The 15,665-nt window shown below is 69.2% G+C and carries 13 protein-coding genes; 7 read left to right on the forward strand and 6 right to left on the reverse strand.

What is annotated here, in order from left to right; translation table 11 throughout:
* Positions 1–51 precede the first annotated feature (51 nt).
* The 3 genes from F1643_RS18470 (at position 52) to F1643_RS18480 (ending at position 2,586) form a co-directional block, all read left to right on the forward strand.
* Positions 52–402 (forward strand): RidA family protein, encoded by a 351-nt coding sequence (locus tag F1643_RS18470; protein ID WP_194914688.1) that lies wholly within the window; start codon positions 52–54, stop codon positions 400–402.
* A gap of 40 nt (positions 403–442) precedes the next feature.
* A complete protein-coding gene (locus tag F1643_RS18475; protein WP_194914689.1) occupies positions 443–1,690 on the forward strand; it encodes a D-amino acid dehydrogenase in 1,248 nt (415 codons plus the stop codon).
* A 62-nt stretch (positions 1,691–1,752) separates the two neighbouring features.
* On the forward strand, positions 1,753–2,586 hold the full coding sequence (locus F1643_RS18480; RefSeq protein ID WP_194914691.1) for an aspartate/glutamate racemase family protein: 834 nt from the start codon (positions 1,753–1,755) through the stop codon (positions 2,584–2,586).
* 28 nt (positions 2,587–2,614) lie between these two features.
* Here the strand turns inward: F1643_RS18480 and F1643_RS23895 are convergent, their stop codons facing one another.
* The 6 genes from F1643_RS23895 to F1643_RS18505 form a co-directional block, all read right to left on the reverse strand.
* Positions 2,615–3,100 carry a CoA transferase gene (locus F1643_RS23895; protein WP_370540688.1) on the reverse strand — a complete coding sequence of 162 codons (486 nt, stop codon included), beginning with the start codon at positions 3,098–3,100 and terminating at the stop codon, positions 2,615–2,617.
* Positions 2,994–3,752, reverse strand: a complete 759-nt coding sequence (locus F1643_RS23900) for a CoA transferase (protein WP_370540689.1) — start codon at positions 3,750–3,752, stop codon at positions 2,994–2,996. The genes F1643_RS23895 and F1643_RS23900 overlap by 107 nt, the downstream gene beginning before the upstream one ends.
* A gap of 162 nt (positions 3,753–3,914) precedes the next feature.
* Positions 3,915–4,586, reverse strand: coding sequence for a glucose 1-dehydrogenase (locus F1643_RS18490; protein ID WP_370540690.1), 672 nt, complete (start codon positions 4,584–4,586; stop codon positions 3,915–3,917).
* Between the two features lie 219 nt (positions 4,587–4,805).
* Positions 4,806–5,765, reverse strand: coding sequence for a LysR substrate-binding domain-containing protein (locus F1643_RS18495; RefSeq protein WP_149227555.1), 960 nt, complete (start codon positions 5,763–5,765; stop codon positions 4,806–4,808).
* Between the two features lie 102 nt (positions 5,766–5,867).
* On the reverse strand, positions 5,868–7,571 hold the full coding sequence (locus tag F1643_RS18500) for an acyl-CoA dehydrogenase family protein (protein ID WP_194914693.1): 1,704 nt from the start codon (positions 7,569–7,571) through the stop codon (positions 5,868–5,870).
* Positions 7,572–7,651: 80 nt separating this feature from the next.
* Positions 7,652–10,321: a 2-oxoglutarate dehydrogenase E1 component gene (locus F1643_RS18505; protein ID WP_194914695.1), complete on the reverse strand. Its 2,670-nt coding sequence runs from the start codon at positions 10,319–10,321 to the stop codon at positions 7,652–7,654.
* Between the two features lie 508 nt (positions 10,322–10,829).
* Between F1643_RS18505 and F1643_RS18510 the strand changes: the two genes are divergently transcribed.
* The 4 genes from F1643_RS18510 to F1643_RS18525 all read left to right on the forward strand — a co-directional run bounded on the left by F1643_RS18510 (position 10,830) and on the right by F1643_RS18525 (position 15,638).
* On the forward strand, positions 10,830–11,915 hold the full coding sequence (locus F1643_RS18510; protein WP_194914697.1) for a TRAP transporter substrate-binding protein: 1,086 nt from the start codon (positions 10,830–10,832) through the stop codon (positions 11,913–11,915).
* Between the two features lie 112 nt (positions 11,916–12,027).
* The gene (locus F1643_RS18515) at positions 12,028–12,675 is read left to right on the forward strand and encodes a TRAP transporter small permease subunit (protein WP_255543019.1); all 648 of its coding nucleotides are present in this window, start codon (positions 12,028–12,030) and stop codon (positions 12,673–12,675) included.
* Positions 12,676–12,844: 169 nt separating this feature from the next.
* Complete coding sequence (locus tag F1643_RS18520; protein WP_194914718.1) at positions 12,845–14,635, forward strand: TRAP transporter large permease subunit; 1,791 nt, start codon at positions 12,845–12,847, stop codon at positions 14,633–14,635.
* A 19-nt stretch (positions 14,636–14,654) separates the two neighbouring features.
* Entirely contained in the window at positions 14,655–15,638 is a 984-nt protein-coding gene (locus F1643_RS18525; protein WP_194914699.1) for a ketopantoate reductase family protein, read from the forward strand.
* Positions 15,639–15,665: the final 27 nt, after the last annotated feature.

The following is a 15,665-nucleotide window of genomic DNA, read 5'->3' on the forward strand; positions in this document are numbered from 1 at the left end:
TTGGGGATAAGCGGTGCGCCATCCGGCCCGCCGGCTTTATGGGAGACAATCATGAGCATCCAGCGTATCGAGGTCGGCCCGCGCATGAGCCAGGCCGTCGTCTGCGGCGGTCTTGTCTACACCGCGGGCGTGGTGGCGCTGCGGGCGCCGGGCGCCTCCGTGGCCGAGCAGACCACCGACATCCTCGGCCGGATCGACGAACTGCTGGCCGCCGCTGGCACCGACAGGACCAAGCTGCTGACCGCCACCATCTGGCTCGCCGACATCGCCGGCTTCAGCGAGATGAACGGGGTGTGGGACGCCTGGGTGGCTCCCGGCAACACACCGGTGCGCGCCTGCGTCGAGGCCAAGCTCGCCGCCCCGCAGTTCACCGTCGAGATCCAGGTGACCGCGGCGCTGTGACCACGCCAGCCGGGGAGGCGTTCATGCCAGGGAGGCGTCCATGAAGGTCATCGTGATGGGCAGCGGGGTCGTCGGGGTGACGACGGCCTACTGCCTTCTCAAGGACGGGCACGAGGTCACCGTCGTCGAACGGCATGACGGGGCGGCCGACGAGACCAGCTTCGCCAATGCGGGGCTGGTGGCGCCCGGCCACGCCTACACCTGGGCGTCGCCGAAGGCCCCGAAAATCCTGTTGAAATCGCTGTGGCGCAACGATCAGGCGCTGCGCTTCCGGCTGCGGTTGGACCCGGCGCTGTGGTCCTGGTCGCTGAAGTTCCTCGGCAACTGCCGGGCGGAGCGGGTGGCGGTCAACACCGCCCGCAAGGTGCGGCTCAGCCTCTATTCGCAGGACATGCTGCATGAGGTGGTCGAGGACACCGGGGTCGCCTTCGACGGCGCCAAGGGCGGTCTGCTCTACCTCTACCGCACCCCCGCGGCCTTCGATGCCGGGGTCGCCAAGATGAAGATCCTGACCGACAACGGCCTGCCGCTGGAGGTGGTGGACCGCGACCGCGCCGCCGCCATCGACCCGGCCCTGCTGCCGACCAAGGACCGCATCGTCGGCGGCATCTATGCGCCGTCCGACGAGAGCGGCGACGCCCGGCTGTTCACCCGCAACCTCGCCGATTGGTGCGCGGAGCGCGGCGTGCGCTTCCTCTACGGCACGACGATCAGCGGCGTCGAGACCGCCGCCGGTGAAGTGACCGGGCTGCTCACCGACAAGGGCAGGCTCACCGCCGACGCCTATGTGCTGGCGCTGGGCTGCCAGAGCGCGGCGCTGGCGAAGCCGCTCGGCCTGTCGCTGCCGATCTACCCGATCAAGGGCTATTCCGTCACCGTGCCGGTGGCGGGGCGCAACAACACGCCGCGCATCGGCGGGGTGGACGAGGAGAACCTCGTCGCCTACGCGCCGATGGGCGACCGTCTGCGCATCACCGCGACCGCCGATTTCGCCGGCTACGACAAGCGCCACAGTCCGGCGGATTTCCAGACCATGCTGGCGGCGGCGCGCGACCTCTTCCCCGACGCGGCCGACTACAGCCGGCCCAGCTATTGGGCGGGGCTGCGGCCGATGACACCCGAAGGGACGCCGATCTTTGGACGCGGGCGCCAGCGCAACCTGTTTCTCAACACCGGGCACGGCCACATGGGCTGGACCATGTCCTGCGGGTCGGCCCGGATCACCGCCGACCTGATCGCCGGCCGCATTCCGGCCATCCCGCTCGACGGCATGCAGGCCGTCCACTGACAGACGCGCGGGCGCCGCCGCGTCCATGGCCGCATGCCCGCGCCAATGGGAGACCTCCCGAGATGGATACCGATATCGCCATCGCCGGGGACGGCGCCGCTTCCCCGGCCGCCACCCCAACCTCCACCGTGGTCCTGCCCTTCGCGACCGACGGCGGCCTCGCCGCCCGCGCCGCCATCGGGCTGCTGGTGCTCGCCACCGACCAGACCATCGAGCATGAATGGCGCTTCCTGCTCGGCCAACCGGGGGTCGCCGTCTACAACGCGCGTCTGTGGAACGACAAGGAGATCGTGCCGGAAACGCTGGCCCGGATGGAGCAGGACATCGCCCCGACGACCCGCCTGATCCTGCCCGAGCTGCCGCTGGACGTGGTGGCCTTCGGCTGCACCTCGGGCAGCATGGTAATCGGCCCGGAGCGCGTGCGCGAACGGATCCGCGAGGCGCGGCCGGGCATCGCCACCACGACCCCGGTCGAGGCGGTGGATGCCGCCCTCGCCGCCCTGGGCGCGCGGCGCATCGGCCTCGTCGCGCCCTACCAGCGGAGCGTCGGCGAAGCGATGCGGGATTACTTCGTAAAGGCCGGCTATCGGGTGCCGGTTCTGGCGATCTTCGACGAGCCCGACGATACGGTCGCGGCGCGCATCGCTCCGGACTCCATCGCCGCGGCGGTCGAGCAGGCCGCCGCCCACCCGGAGGTGGACGCCGTCTTCGTCTCCTGCACCAGCCTGCGCGTCGCCGAGGCGGTCGAGGCGCTGGAGGCGCGCACCGGCAAGCCGGTCACCTCAAGCAACCACGCGCTGGCCTGGCACAGCCTGCGCCTTGCCGGCGTCACGGATCCGCTGGACGGCCGAGGGCGGCTTTTCCACACGCCCGCATCGGTCTCTCCGGCGGCATGAGGCATGCCTGCCGCGGCACCCCGGCCACCTACGCGACGATGCCGGCATCATGAAGGCGGCCGATCTCTGCGGAAGGCAGCCCCAGCAGATCGGCCAGCACCGCATCGGTGTCTTGCCCCAGACCGGGGGCCGGGCGATGATCGGTGCGCTCGCCCATGCCGGGAAAGCCGAGCGGCGATCCGGGAACCAGCAGCGACCCGACACCGGGCTGGTCGATCTCACGGAAAAGCGGGTTGGCGGTGGAGCAGCGCGCATCCTCGGCGACGAGTTGGCCGAAATCCCGGTACGGCCCCCACAGCACGCCCGTGCCGGCGAACGCGCCTTCCAATTCCGCCAGCGTGCGCGCGGCGAACCAGGGGGCGAGCACGGCGGAGATCGCATCGCGGGCCTGGAAGCGTCCGCCTTCGTCATCCATGTCCACGCCCATCAGCGGGCCGATCATCGCCAGCCTGTCGGCCAGCCCGGTCGCTTTGCCGAGCGCCTTCCACTGTCGGTTGGAAATGGCGACGACCATCGCGCGCCGCCCATCGGCGGTGGGGAAGTCGCGGCCATAGGCGCCGTACAGGTCGTTGCCCATCGGCTGGCGCACGGTGCCGTTCACCCCGGACGTCGGCGAGGTAGCCGAGATTGCCGACGGTCGCCAGCATCACGTCGGCCAGCGCCACCGTCACCTCCTGCCCCCGGCCGGTGCGGCGCCGCTGCCGTTCCGCCGCCAGCAGCCCGGTGGCGAGGTAGAGGCCGGCCGCCACGTCCCAGGCCGGCAGGACGTGGTTCACCGGCTCCCCTCCCCTGCCGGTCGCCATCGGGAAGCCGCCGGCGCAGTTGACGGTGTAGTCCACCGCCGCCGATCCGTCCGGATTGCCGGTCAGCCGCATCATGATCAGGTCGTCGCGCTTGGCGGAAAGCGCCTCGTAGCCCATCCAGCCGCTGGCCGGCAGGTTGGTCAGCAGAAAGCCGGCATCCTCGCCCGACGCGGTGATGATGGCCTGGGCGATCTCCCGCCCCTCCGGCTTGTCGAGCGCCAGGGTGACCGACCGCTTCGCCTTGTTCAGCGCCGTCCAATAGAGACTGGTGCCGTTGGGCGCCAGCGGCCAGCGGCGGTGGTCGACGTTGCCGCCGATGGGGTCGATGCGGATCACCTCCGCGCCCAGCTGGGCCAGGGTCATGCGCCCAGCGGCGCCGCGACGAAGGCCGAGACTTCGACGATGCGCAGATCGGAAAGTAGCGAGGACATGGGGGACGGCTTCCGCTCGGGGTGGATGGAGAGGGGCGGCGGTTTTTGGGTCAGGCCGGAGCGCGGACGCGCCCCGGCCTTGCACGGCCCGTCCTCAGACGCAGCGGCCGCCGTCGATCTCCAGCACCACGCCGGTGATGAAGGCCGCCTCGTCGGAGGCGAGATACAGCGCGGCGTTGGCGACGTCGGAGGGCTGGCCCAGGCGGCCGAGCGGGACGATGCCCAGCATGCGCGCCCGCTTCTCCGGGGTGTCGCCGCCCATGAAGGTGGCGAGCAGCGGCGTTTCGGTGGCGACCGGAGCCAGCGCGCAGACGCGGATGTTGTCGGGCGCCAGTTCCAGCGCCAGCGACTGGGTGATGTTGTGCACCGCGCCCTTGGTGGCGTTGTACCAGACCAGGCCCGGACGCGGACGCAACCCGGCGGTGGAGCCGAGATTGAGGATCACGCCGGACTTCTGCGCCCGCATCGTCGCCACCGCCGCCTTGGAATAGAGGTAGATCGACTTGACGTTCAGGGCGAAGACGCGGTCGAACTCCTCTTCGGTCACGGTTTCGAACGGGCCGTTGGCGTGGGTGGAGCCGGCATTGTTCACCAGGATGTCGAGGCGCCCGAATTTCTCGACCGTGGCGGCGATGGTCATCTCGACATCGGCGGTCCTGGTGACGTTGGCTTTGATGCCGATGGCGGCCTCGCCCAGCCGCTCCGCCACCGCGACGGCGGCGTCGCCGTTGATGTCGACGACCGCCACGCGGGCGCCCTCGCGCACGAAGGTTTTCGGCCATCGCAAGGCCCAGGCCCTGCGCCGCCCCGGTGATCAGGGCAACCTTGCCGTCCAGGCGCTTCGTCATTCTCGGTTCCTTCCCCAGGGAATTATGTGGCGATGGGGGGAGGCTATCCGCGCCGAACCGGCCGTGCTATGGACCATCCGTCATAACTGCTATCAGCGGTCAAAGCATAACGGGGCGGAGCACGGCCCCAGCTTGCGTCACAGCGCGCTGTCCTCCCCGGCACTGCCGGGAGCGACGACCTTGCCCTTCAGCACGCCGTTGGCGACGCATTTGACGACTTCGACATGGATCAGCCGCAGCAGGGCTCGGGTCGCCTTCGACACCGGCTGATGCAGCGGTGTGGCGGTGACCAGCATGGCATGCATGTCCTTCGACGTGATCTCGCGCGCGATCAACCGGCCCTGGCGCACCTCGCGGTGGACAGCGCCGAAGGGAAGGATGGTCGATCCCATTCCCTCCTCCACCAACTGCTTGATGGCGGTGACGGAGTCGATCTCCATATCGACCTGCAGGTCGATGTCGGCCCGGCGCACCGCCGCATCCACCACCCGGCGCAGGCCGTTTTCCAGGCCGGGCAGCACGAAACGCAGGTCGGCCAGCATCTCCACCTCGACCGGCCCGTCATTGCCGGCACCGGCATCCTTCGCCGACTGCACCAGGAGCAGGTTCTCCACCAGCAGGGGCGACGACAGCATGCTGCGCCCGCGCCGGGCGTCGTAGAGGACGGCGAGGTCGAGGCGTCCGCCCTCCACCCATTCCAGCAGCGTGCCGCTGAACACCTCGTGGATGCGCAGCGTGGCGTCGGGATAGTTCTCGTGGAACCGGCGGGCCAGCGGTGCCCCCAAGGTGGCGCAGATCGACGGGGGAAGACCCAGGGTGACGGAACCGGTCAGCCTTTCCGACTGGTCCTGGATCTCCTCCTTGATCTCCGACAGTGCGCCCAGCAGATGACGGACGACGTCGTACAGCTTGCGCCCCTGCTGGGTCAGCGACACGCCGCGTCCATGACGGTAGAACAGGCTGGTGCGCAGCTCGTGCTCCAGCTTCTGGACCTGCCGGCTCAGCGCCGGCTGCGTGATGCCCAGCTTGACCGAGGCCTTGGAGAAGCTGCCAAGATCGGCCACCTGAACGAAATAGCGCAGTTCCAGAAGTTCCATCGCGGGCGGCCTTGTCCATTCAGTCCTCCCCGTCGGATAGCGAATACGCCGGTATGATACAAGCGTGGTCGCGACAGGTCAGTTCCGCCCGCCCGGCACCCCTCAATTGCGGCGCGACAGCAATCCACGTGCGACCACCTGGGCCTGGATTTCCGCCGCTCCTTCGAAGATGTTCAGGATACGGGCGTCGCACAGCACCCGGCTGACCGGATATTCGACGGCGTAGCCGTTGCCGCCATGGATTTGCACCGAGTTGTCGGCGTTCGACCAGGCGACGCGCGCGGCCAGCAGCTTCGCCATGCCCGCTTCTATGTCGCAGCGGCGATCGCTGTCCTTCTCCCGCGCGGCGAAATAGGTCAGCTGGCGGGCGATCATCGTTTCCACCGCCATCCAGGCCAGCTTGCCGGCGACGCGCGGGAAGGCGGCGAGCGGACGGCCGAACTGGACGCGCTCCTGGGCATAGCGCAGGCCGAGCTCCATGGCGTTCTGCGCCACGCCGACGGCGCGGGCGGCCGTCTGCACGCGGGCGGATTCGAAGGTCGCCATCAGCTGCTTGAAGCCCTGGCCCTCCACACCGCCCAACAGGTTCTCGCGGGGGACGGCGAAGCCGTCGAAGCCGATCTCGTATTCCTTCATGCCGCGATAGCCCAGCACCGGGATCTCGCCGCCGCTCATGCCCTCCGCCGGAAAGGGATCCGCCTCGGTGCCGCGCGGCTTCTCGGCCAGCAGCATCGACAGCCCGCGATAGCCGGGGGCGTCCGGATCGGTGCGCACCAGCAGCGTCATCAGATCCGACCGGCTGCCATGGGTGATCCAGGTCTTCGCTCCGGTGACGCGATAGATGTCGCCGTCCGGCACCGCGCGGGTGCGCAGGCTGCCCAGGTCGGAACCGGTGTTGGGCTCCGTGAACACGGCGGTCGGCAGGATCTCGCCCGACGCGATGCGCGGCAGCCAGCGCGCCCGCTGTTCGGCGGTGCCGCCCATGCGGATCAGTTCGGCCGCGATCTCCGCGCGGGTGCCGAGAGAGCCGACGCCGATGTAGCCGCGCGACAGCTCCTCCGTCACCACGCACATGGCGAGCTTGCCCATGCCGAGCCCGCCGTCCTCTTCCGGCACGGTCAGGCCGAACACGCCCATGTCCGCCATCCGCTCGACGACGGGAAGCGGGATCAGCTCGTCCTTCAGATGCCAGTCATGGGCATGCGGCTCCACCGCGTCGGCGACGAAGCGGCGGAACTGGTCGCGGACCATGTCCAGCGCCTCGTCCTCCAGCGCCGTGTCGCCGAAGCCGCCGCCATGCAGCGCATCGGTCAGCAGCTCGGCGATGCGCAGCCGCAGGGCCGACGCGTTGCCGGAGGCGATCAGCCGGCGCACCGCCTCGGTGAGGAAGGCGTCCCGCTCTGCCTCGCCCAGCCCGAAATCGGCCGGCCGGACGATTTCGCCCTGGCTCATCGCCAGACCGCCGTCGAGCTGGGCCAGATACTCGCCGAACGCCGCCTGGAGCATGGCCGCTTCCAGTTCGCCCAGCCGCCCGGCAAGGTCCAGCCGTTCCGCCCAGCCCCGCATCTGGCGCAATGCCGCGGCATAGGTGGCGACCCAGGCGAAGCCATGCGCCGCCACCTGATGGCGGTCGAGCAGGGCGGCATCGACGCGCCCATCCGGCGCCACCAGCGCCGCGACGCCGCGCTCCGCCGCCTCGGCCAGCTGCGCCACCGCGTCGAGTGCCGTGGCCGTGGCCTGCAACAGATCGGGGAGCAGAAGCGGAGCGGCTTCGGGCGGGTTGACGGTGCTCAAGCTGGAAGACATCGGCGCTTTTCCCCAGTGCTCGTTACACGGTGTTCGGTGTTTGCTGTCGGGTCCGACCGTCGCTGCGGACGGACGGCCCGTCACTCCGCCGCCGCTTTCCCTCGGGACGGCAGGGCGGCGGCGAGCCCGGCGAAGGCCTGCTCGACCAGCCGGCGCTGGTCGGCCTCATGGTCGCCGTGGAAGCTGCCGGCGGGAGAAGCCGCTTCGGCACGGGCCACGCAGGCGACGCGCGGCTCGGCACAGCCGGCCACTGCCCGCAAGGCCTCCAGCCGGCGGTCGAGGTAGGTCCAGGCGCCCAGGTTTTCCGGCTCCTCCTGCACCCACAGGCAGGACGCCTCCGGCCAGCGGCGGAACAGAGCCGACAGTTCGGCCTCGGGCAGAGGATACAGCATCTCCAGCCGCACCACCGCCACATCCCCGGCGTCCAGGGCGGCGCGTTCGCGCTCCAGTTCGTAAGCCAGCTTGCCGCTGCACAGCAGGATGCGTTCGGCGCGCTCTCCGGCGGTGACGACGACCGGCCGGAACCCGGTGCCGGGCGCGCAGTCGACCAGCGCCGACACCGCCGCCGGCAGGCGCAGCAGGGTCTTCGGGCTCAGCACCACCAGCGGCTTGCGGTCGCGCCGCATCATCTGCCGGCGCAGCAGGTGGAAGTAGTTCGCCGGGGTGGACGGATGCGCGATGCGGATGTTGTCGCGCGCCGCCATCTGGAGGAAGCGCTCCGGCCGGGCGGAGGAATGCTCCGGCCCCTGCCCTTCCAGACCGTGCGGCAGCAGGATGACGAGGCCGGAGGGCTGGCGCCACTTGTCCTCCGCGCTGACGATGAACTGGTCGATCATGATCTGGGCGCCGTTGGCGAAATCGCCGAACTGCGCCTCCCAGATCACCAGCGCGTCGGGCCGTTCCAGGCTGTAGCCGTATTCGAAGCCGAGCACGGCATATTCCGACAGCGGGCTGTTGACCACGTCGAAGCGGGCCTGGGCAACGCCCAGATGGTTCAGGCTGACATGGCGCTTCCCGGTGACGGCATCGGTCAGGGCGAAATGCCGGTGGGAGAAGGCGCCGCGCACCACGTCCTGGCCGGTCAGCCGCACCGGCACCCCGTCGGCCAGCAGCGTGGCGAAGGCCAGCGCCTCGCCGGTCGCCCAGTCCAACGGCTCCTCGGCGCGGCGGCGGATGACGCGCTCCACCTTGCGGTCGACGGTCAGGCCATCCGGAATGGCGGCCAGCGCCGCCAGCAGAGCCCGCAGCCGGTCGGCGCCGATGCCGGTGTCCGGTTCGACGGCAGCCGATCCGCCGGAAGCGAACGGCGCCCAGCGTCCGCCGGGGAAGCCGTCATGGTTCGGCCGGTGATCGGCGGCGGCGGCCAACGCCTCCTGGAAGCGGGCCTTGTGCCCGGCGGCAAGCGCGTCGACGGCGCCCTCCCCGACCACCCCTTCGGCGGCCAGACGCCCGGCATAGAGCGCGCGGACGGGCGGGTGGGCGTCGATCGCCGCGTAATCCAGCGGCTGGGTGAAACGCGGCTCGTCGATCTCGTTGTGGCCGTTGCGGCGGTAGCCGACGAGGTCGATCACCGCATCGCGCCCGTGCGCCTGCCGGAAGGCGACCGCGAGGTCGGCGGCCCGCAGCGCCGCGTCGGGATCGTCGGCGTTGACGTGCAGGATGGGGCTGTCCACCGCCTTCCACAGACCGGTGCAATGGAGCGAAGTCCGCGCCTCGTCGCGCTCGGTGGTGAAGCCGATCTGGTTGTTGACGATGACATGGATGGTGCCGGCAACGGTGAAGCCGGCGACGCCCGACAGTTGCAGCGCCTCGGTCACGCTGCCCTGGCCGATCACGCTGGCGTCGGTGTGCAGCAGCACGCACAGCACCCGGCGCGCCTCGCCGCCCTGCTCGCGGACCAGATCCTGACGCGCCCGCGCACGGCCCAGGGTGACCGGATTGATCGCCTCCAGATGCGACGGGTTGGGGGACAGGGTCAACGCCAGTGTCCCTTCCCCGAAGGACAGGCTGCTTTCCACCCCCATGTGATAGGGGACATCGGCGGGTACCGGCGGGTCGGCCTGGAAGGGATGCATCCCCTTGATGCCGGCGAACAGTTCGACCAGAGGCTTGCCCAGCACATTGGCCATCAGGCTCAGCCTGCCGCGGTGCATGGTCCCGACCTGCACCTCGGTGACGCCTGCCGCCGCGGCAGCCGCGAGGATGCGGTCCAGCAGCGGAATCAACGTCTCCATCCCCTCCGCGCCGAACCGCTTCTTCGTCGGGTAGCGGGTGCCGAGCAGCCTTTCGAATTCCTCCGCCGCGCTCAGCAGCGACAGCGCCCGGCGACGTGCCTCCGCCGATGGGGCGGCAGCGGTCCCCTCATAGGCGTCGCGCAGCCAGGACCGCAGGGCCGGATCGTCGATATGGGCGGTTTCCAGCGTCAGCGTGCCCTGATAGAGCCGGCGCAGCCTCACGGTCTCCGCGTCCTCGGACGCCGGCCCAACGGGAGGGGCGGTACGGCCCAGGGGATCGAGGGCGGCGGCGGCATGGCCGCGCTGGCGGATTTCCTCGTGCTGCAGCGACAGCCGATCGGTCGCCGGCCCGCCGGATGCCGGCAAGGCCGGAGTGACCGCGCCCAGTTCGTCCAGGAACTGGAAGACGGCGCGCCAGCTCACGTCCACCGATGCGGGATCATCGCGGAAGCGCGCCTGCAACGCTTCGAGATAGGCGGCCCCGGCGGCGTTGAGCGGAGAGGACGGCCTAGACATGGCGCTTACCGTTCATGCGGTTGAACATCCGTCGTTTGAGGCGGTTGGGAACAGTTCGCCACAGACTATCGATCGGCCGCCCGTCGCGGAGCGCATGGCGTGCCTGTAACAGATATTCATTGCGGGCATAGCAAACCGTCAGCACCCACCCCGGTTTCACAGGGCACTGCGGGGCTCGTCCGAAACAGTTTGTGTGGCTGATGGCTCGCTCAGCTTATGGCTGGTATGCCCACGAAACACATTCCTCTGTGCGGCCGCTTGCTCCACTGTCAGGGTCACCACATGGACCCCGCCGTTCCCTAACAGTCACCATATCCCCCAGGAACGGCCGCCGCCAATTCCACGGACGCCGCGAGCAAGGAGACGTCGCGCCACCCTCAGACGCTGAAATACAGGACGCCCATCTGCTCTTTGCCGTGCAGACGGATGTCTTGGCGACGACAGCGGTCGCGGACGTTCAGCCGGCCTTGCTCCGTCACACAACAAGAACTTCGGGAGGAACAACAGCATGAAGCGCCGTCAATTCTTCAAGGGTGCCGCCGTCGCCGCCGGTGCCTCCACGCTTGCGGCTCCGGCCATCGCACAGTCGGAGCCGACGATCCGCTGGCGCTGCGTGTCCAGCTTCCCGAAGAACATCGACGTGCTCTATGGCAGCGCCGAGGTGATGGCGAAGAACCTCGCCGAGGCCACCGACGGCAAGTTCCAGATCCAGGTCTTCGCCGCCGGCGAGGTGGTCCCGGCGCTGCAGGCCCTGGACGCCGCCAGCAACGACACCGTGGAGATGTGCCATACCGCGTCCTACTATTATGTCGGCAAGGACCCGGCCTTCGCCTTCGGCTGCTGCCTGCCCTTCGGGCTGAACACCCGCCAGCAGAACGCCTGGTTCTATCACGGCGAAGGCGGCAAGCTCCTTGAGGAGTTCTATGCCGGCTACAACCTGAAGGCGCTTGCCGGCGGCAACACCGGTTCCCAGATGGGCGGCTGGTTCCGCAACGAGATCAAGAGCGTCGAGGATCTGAAGGGTCTGAAGTTCCGCATCTCCGGCCTGGGCGGCCAGATCCTGGCCAAACTGGGCGTGGTGGCGCAGCAGGTCGGCGGCGGCGACATCTACCCGGCGCTGGAACGCGGCACCATCGACGCCGCGGAGTTCAATGGCCCCTACGACGACGAGAAGCTCGGCCTCTACAAGATCGCGCCCAACTATTACTATCCGGGCTGGTGGGACGGCACCTCGCTCCAGCATTTCTTCATCAACACCAACCGCTGGAACAGCCTGCCGAAACACTATCAGGCGGCCCTGACCGCGGCCGCGGCGCTGGCCAACGTCGACAGCGTGGCACGCTACGACGTGCTGAACCCTCCGGCGCTGAAGCGCGTGGTCGCCAGCGGCGCCAAGCTGCGCGCCTTCCCGCAGGACGTGCTGCAGGCCAGCCACAAGGCGGCGATGGACCTTTATGACGAGCTGTCGGACAAGAACCCGGCCTTCAAGAAGTTCTACGAGAGCTACCGCCGCTTCCAGAACGATTCGAACCTGTGGCTCCAGGCATCGGAATATGCCTACGACAGTGCCACGCTCCGTCTGACCCGGCGCTGATCCGCCGTCTCTCCTTGCGATATCCCAGCCATGGCCGGGCAGCGGCACCGCCGCTCCCGGTCGTGGCGTCGTCGCGGCATTCGCGACCGGTCTTCCGGGAGAAGCTGCCCCCATGACGAGTCCACCCCCCTCCCCCATGATGACGGTCCTCGTGAGGGCCTGCCGGCTGGTCGACGCGGTCACCGCGTGGCTGGGCAAGACGATTTCCTGGCTGATCCTGCTGGCGATCCTGGTGTCGGCGGTCAACGCCGTCGTGCGCAAGCTGTTCGACGTCAGCTCCAACTCGTGGCTCGAACTGCAATGGGTGCTGTTCGCCGCCGCGTTCCTGCTCTGCTCCCCCTGGACGCTGCGGGACGACGAACACATCCGCATCGACATCGTCAACGCGATGCTGAGAAAGCGCGCGCGCGACGGTATCGACCTGTTCGGCCATATCGCCTTCCTGCTGCCTTTCAGCTTCGTGATGATGATCACCTCCTGGCCCTTCGCACTCGCCTCCTTCGCCATCGAGGAGCAGTCGATGAACGCGGGCGGCTTGCCGCAATGGCCGGCGAAGCTGCTGATTCCCCTGGGTTTCACCGTACTTTTCATCCAGGGCCTGTCCGAGCTGGTCAAGCGCGCCGCGATCATGGCCGGCCATCTGGAGGATACCAGGCAGCGGGCGGGGGGTCATCAGGCGGCCGCCGAGGCCGAAGCCGAGAGATTGCTCGCAGCGGAACGCGAGCGAACCGCCCATCCCGACACCCTTCCCAGCCGGTAGACGCGCGATGAGCACGACCTCCCCCTCCCTTTCGCCGCGCGCCGTCCGGCTGTCCGTCATCTCCCTGCTGCTGCTGGCCGCCGTCGCCGTGGCGCTCTACGTGCTTCCGGTGCCGGGCGCCGGTGCGCTCGCCGAACAGGACGGCTGGCGCGGCTGGTTCGGCCACAACATGGCGCCGATCATGTTCGCCGTGCTGGTGGTCATGCTGCTGCTGGGCTATCCGGTCGCCTTCGCGCTCGCCGCCAACGGCCTGCTGTTCGGCCTGATCGGCATCGAGCTTGGCCTGTTCCGCCCCGACCTGTTCCAGGCCCTGCCGGAGCGCGTCTACGGCACGATGAACAACGACGTGCTGCTGGCGGTGCCCTTCTTCACCTTCATGGGGCTGGTGCTGGAACGCTCCGGCATGGCCGAGGATCTGCTCGACACCATCGGGCAGTTGTTCGGTTCCATCCGCGGCGGTCTGGCCTATGCCGTCATCTTCGTCGGCGCGCTGCTGGCGGCGACGACCGGCGTGGTCGCCGCGTCGGTGATCTCCATGGGGTTGATTTCGCTGCCGATCATGCTGCGCTACGGCTACGACCGCCGTCTGGCGTCCGGCATCATCGCTGCGTCGGGCACGCTGGCCCAGATCATCCCGCCGTCGCTGGTGCTGATCGTCATGGCCGACCAGCTCGGCCGCTCCGTCGGCGACATGTACGAGGCCGCCTTCGTCCCTGGCCTGCTGTTGTCGAGCCTGTACGCCCTCTACGTCTTCGTCGTCTCCATGATCTGGCCCAACTCCGCGCCCGGACTCCCTCCGGAGGCCATCGCCTACCGCGAGCCCAACGGCGCGCGCGGCGTCTGGCAGCTCGGCATGCTGGCGCTGTTCTCGGGAGCCGTCGCCTATTGGGTGATGGGTCGTACCGATGTGAAATCCGGCGCCGACTATGTCGTGCTGCTGCTGTCGGTGGGGGTGACGGTGGCCTTCCTGGCCGCCACCTTCAACCGGACCTTCGGCGCGCGGCGTCTGGTGCTTCAAACCGCGGTGACGGCGGTGCTGACGGCGGGAGCGGCGTGGCTGGCTCAGAACGGCTGGTCCACCCTGGCGCTGATCGGCGATTCCGTCGCGGCGGGCGCGCTCTACGCCCTGTCGGTGGCACTGGTGGAGCGGGCCAGCGGCCGGCGGCTGATCTCCCGCATGGCGGAACAGGCGACCTTCGTCATGGTGCCGCCGCTGGCGCTGATCTTCCTGGTACTCGGCACGATCTTCATCGGCCTCGCCACCCCGACCGAGGGCGGCGCCATGGGTGCCGTCGGCGCGCTGTTGCTGGCGGCGATGAAGAAGCGGCTGAGCCTCGACATGGTGCGTCAGGCGACCTACTCGACGGCGAAGCTGGCGGCCTTCGTGCTGTTCATCCTGATCGGAGCGCGGGTGTTCTCGCTGACCTTCTATGGCGTCAACGGCCATGTCTGGGTCGAGGAACTGATGGTCTCACTGCCGGGCGGCCAGATGGGCTTCCTGATCGCCGTCAGCGTGATGGTGTTCCTGCTCGCCTTCTTCCTAGACTTCTTCGAGCTGGCCTTCATCGTCATCCCGCTTCTGGCTCCGGCAGCCGACCGGCTGGGCATCGATCTGGTGTGGTTCGGCATCATCCTGGCGGTGAACATGCAGACCAGCTTCATGCACCCGCCCTTCGGCTTCTCCTTGTTCTTCCTGCGCTCGGTGGCGCCCAAGCTGCCCTACATCGACCGCGTGACGAAGAAGGAAACCGCGCCGGTCCTGACCAGCCAGATCTATTGGGGGGCGGTGCCCTTCGTCGTCATCCAGCTGGTGATGGTGGCGCTGGTGATCGCCTTCCCGCAGATGGTCATGCATTACAAGTCCGCCGCGGTCAAACTGGACGACAAGCAGATCGAGGAGCAATTCCAAGGGCTGGGCAACAGCCTGGACGACGACATGCCGCCGCTGGAATTCAAGTGAGACAAGGAGGAAAGACGCCATGCGCATCGCCGTCGTAGGAGCCGGCGCCGTGGGCGGCGCGCTGGCCGGGTATCTCGCCGCGACCGGCCGCCACCAGCTGTCGCTGCTGGCGCGCGGGGAGCATCTGACGGCGATCCGCGAGCGCGGACTGGCCGTCCAGACGCCGAAGGGCACGCTCACCTGCCGGCCGCAGGCCAGCGACGACGCCAGCGAACTCGGCCCCCAGGACGTGGTGATCGTCACGGTCAAGGGGCACGGACTGCCGGCGCTGGCGTCGTCCTTTCCGGCGCTATGCGGCCCGGACACGCTGGTGGTGGCGGCGCAGAACGGCATCCCCTGGTGGTATCTGTACGGCGCCGGCGACGACGTGACGCCGGAACCGCTGGACGTGGTCGATCCCGGCGGCGCCGTCTGGTCGGCCATCGGGCCGGAGCGGGTCGCCGCCTGCGTGATGGAGGTTCTCCCCGCCCGCATCGTCGAGCCGGGCATCGTCGCCCACACCGCCCTGCCGGTGCTGGCCTTCGGCGCCCCCCGGCCCGGAGACCATGCCGCGAAGCTGGCGGCCCTGGTCGATTCCTTCAACGCCGCCGGCGCCACCGCCCGCCTTCCCGGCGACATCCGCGCCACGCTGTGGAACAAGCTGATGCTCAACATGGCGGTCGGCCCGACCAGCGTGCTGACCGGCGCCACCATGGGCGCCATGGAGCAGGCTCCCGGCATGGCCACCGTCCAGGGCCGGCTGATGCGCGAGTGCCTGGCCGTGGCCCGCGCCTGGGGCGTCGATCTGCCCGACGACGTCGACGAGCGGCTCGGCCGCGGCAGCGGCGTCCCCGGCCATAAGCCATCGATGCTGCAGGATTTCGAAGCGGGACGGAGCATGGAGATCGACCCCATCGTGACCGCCGTCCTGGACCTGGCCCGCCGCCGCGGCGTGCCGGTGCCGACCATCGAGACGCTGTGGGCTCTGACCGCCCTGAAGGAGCGGGTGGCGCGCGCCGGCTGAACCCGCCCGCCGCCCCCGCCTCGAACG

Origin of the sequence: Azospirillum sp. INR13 (assembly GCF_015390205.1) — a bacterium.
Taxonomy (GTDB): domain Bacteria; phylum Pseudomonadota; class Alphaproteobacteria; order Azospirillales; family Azospirillaceae; genus Azospirillum.

Bases quoted from the DNA above. Each gene is read 5' to 3' on its own strand.
- F1643_RS18475 (WP_194914689.1), top strand. From the start codon at position 443: ATGAAGGTCATCGTGATGGGCAGCGGGGTCGTCGGGGTGACGACGGCC.
- F1643_RS18510 (WP_194914697.1), top strand. From the start codon at position 10,830: ATGAAGCGCCGTCAATTCTTCAAGGGTGCCGCCGTCGCCGCCGGTGCC.
- F1643_RS18500 (WP_194914693.1), bottom strand. From the start codon at position 7,571: ATGTCTTCCAGCTTGAGCACCGTCAACCCGCCCGAAGCCGCTCCGCTT.
- F1643_RS23895 (WP_370540688.1), bottom strand. From the start codon at position 3,100: ATGGTCGTCGCCATTTCCAACCGACAGTGGAAGGCGCTCGGCAAAGCG.
- F1643_RS18480 (WP_194914691.1), top strand. From the start codon at position 1,753: ATGGATACCGATATCGCCATCGCCGGGGACGGCGCCGCTTCCCCGGCC.
- F1643_RS23900 (WP_370540689.1), bottom strand. From the start codon at position 3,752: ATGACCCTGGCCCAGCTGGGCGCGGAGGTGATCCGCATCGACCCCATC.
- F1643_RS18520 (WP_194914718.1), top strand. From the start codon at position 12,845: ATGGCGCCGATCATGTTCGCCGTGCTGGTGGTCATGCTGCTGCTGGGC.
- F1643_RS18525 (WP_194914699.1), top strand. From the start codon at position 14,655: ATGCGCATCGCCGTCGTAGGAGCCGGCGCCGTGGGCGGCGCGCTGGCC.
- F1643_RS18470 (WP_194914688.1), top strand. From the start codon at position 52: ATGAGCATCCAGCGTATCGAGGTCGGCCCGCGCATGAGCCAGGCCGTC.
- F1643_RS18505 (WP_194914695.1), bottom strand. From the start codon at position 10,321: ATGTCTAGGCCGTCCTCTCCGCTCAACGCCGCCGGGGCCGCCTATCTC.
- F1643_RS18515 (WP_255543019.1), top strand. From the start codon at position 12,028: ATGACGAGTCCACCCCCCTCCCCCATGATGACGGTCCTCGTGAGGGCC.
- F1643_RS18495 (WP_149227555.1), bottom strand. From the start codon at position 5,765: ATGGAACTTCTGGAACTGCGCTATTTCGTTCAGGTGGCCGATCTTGGC.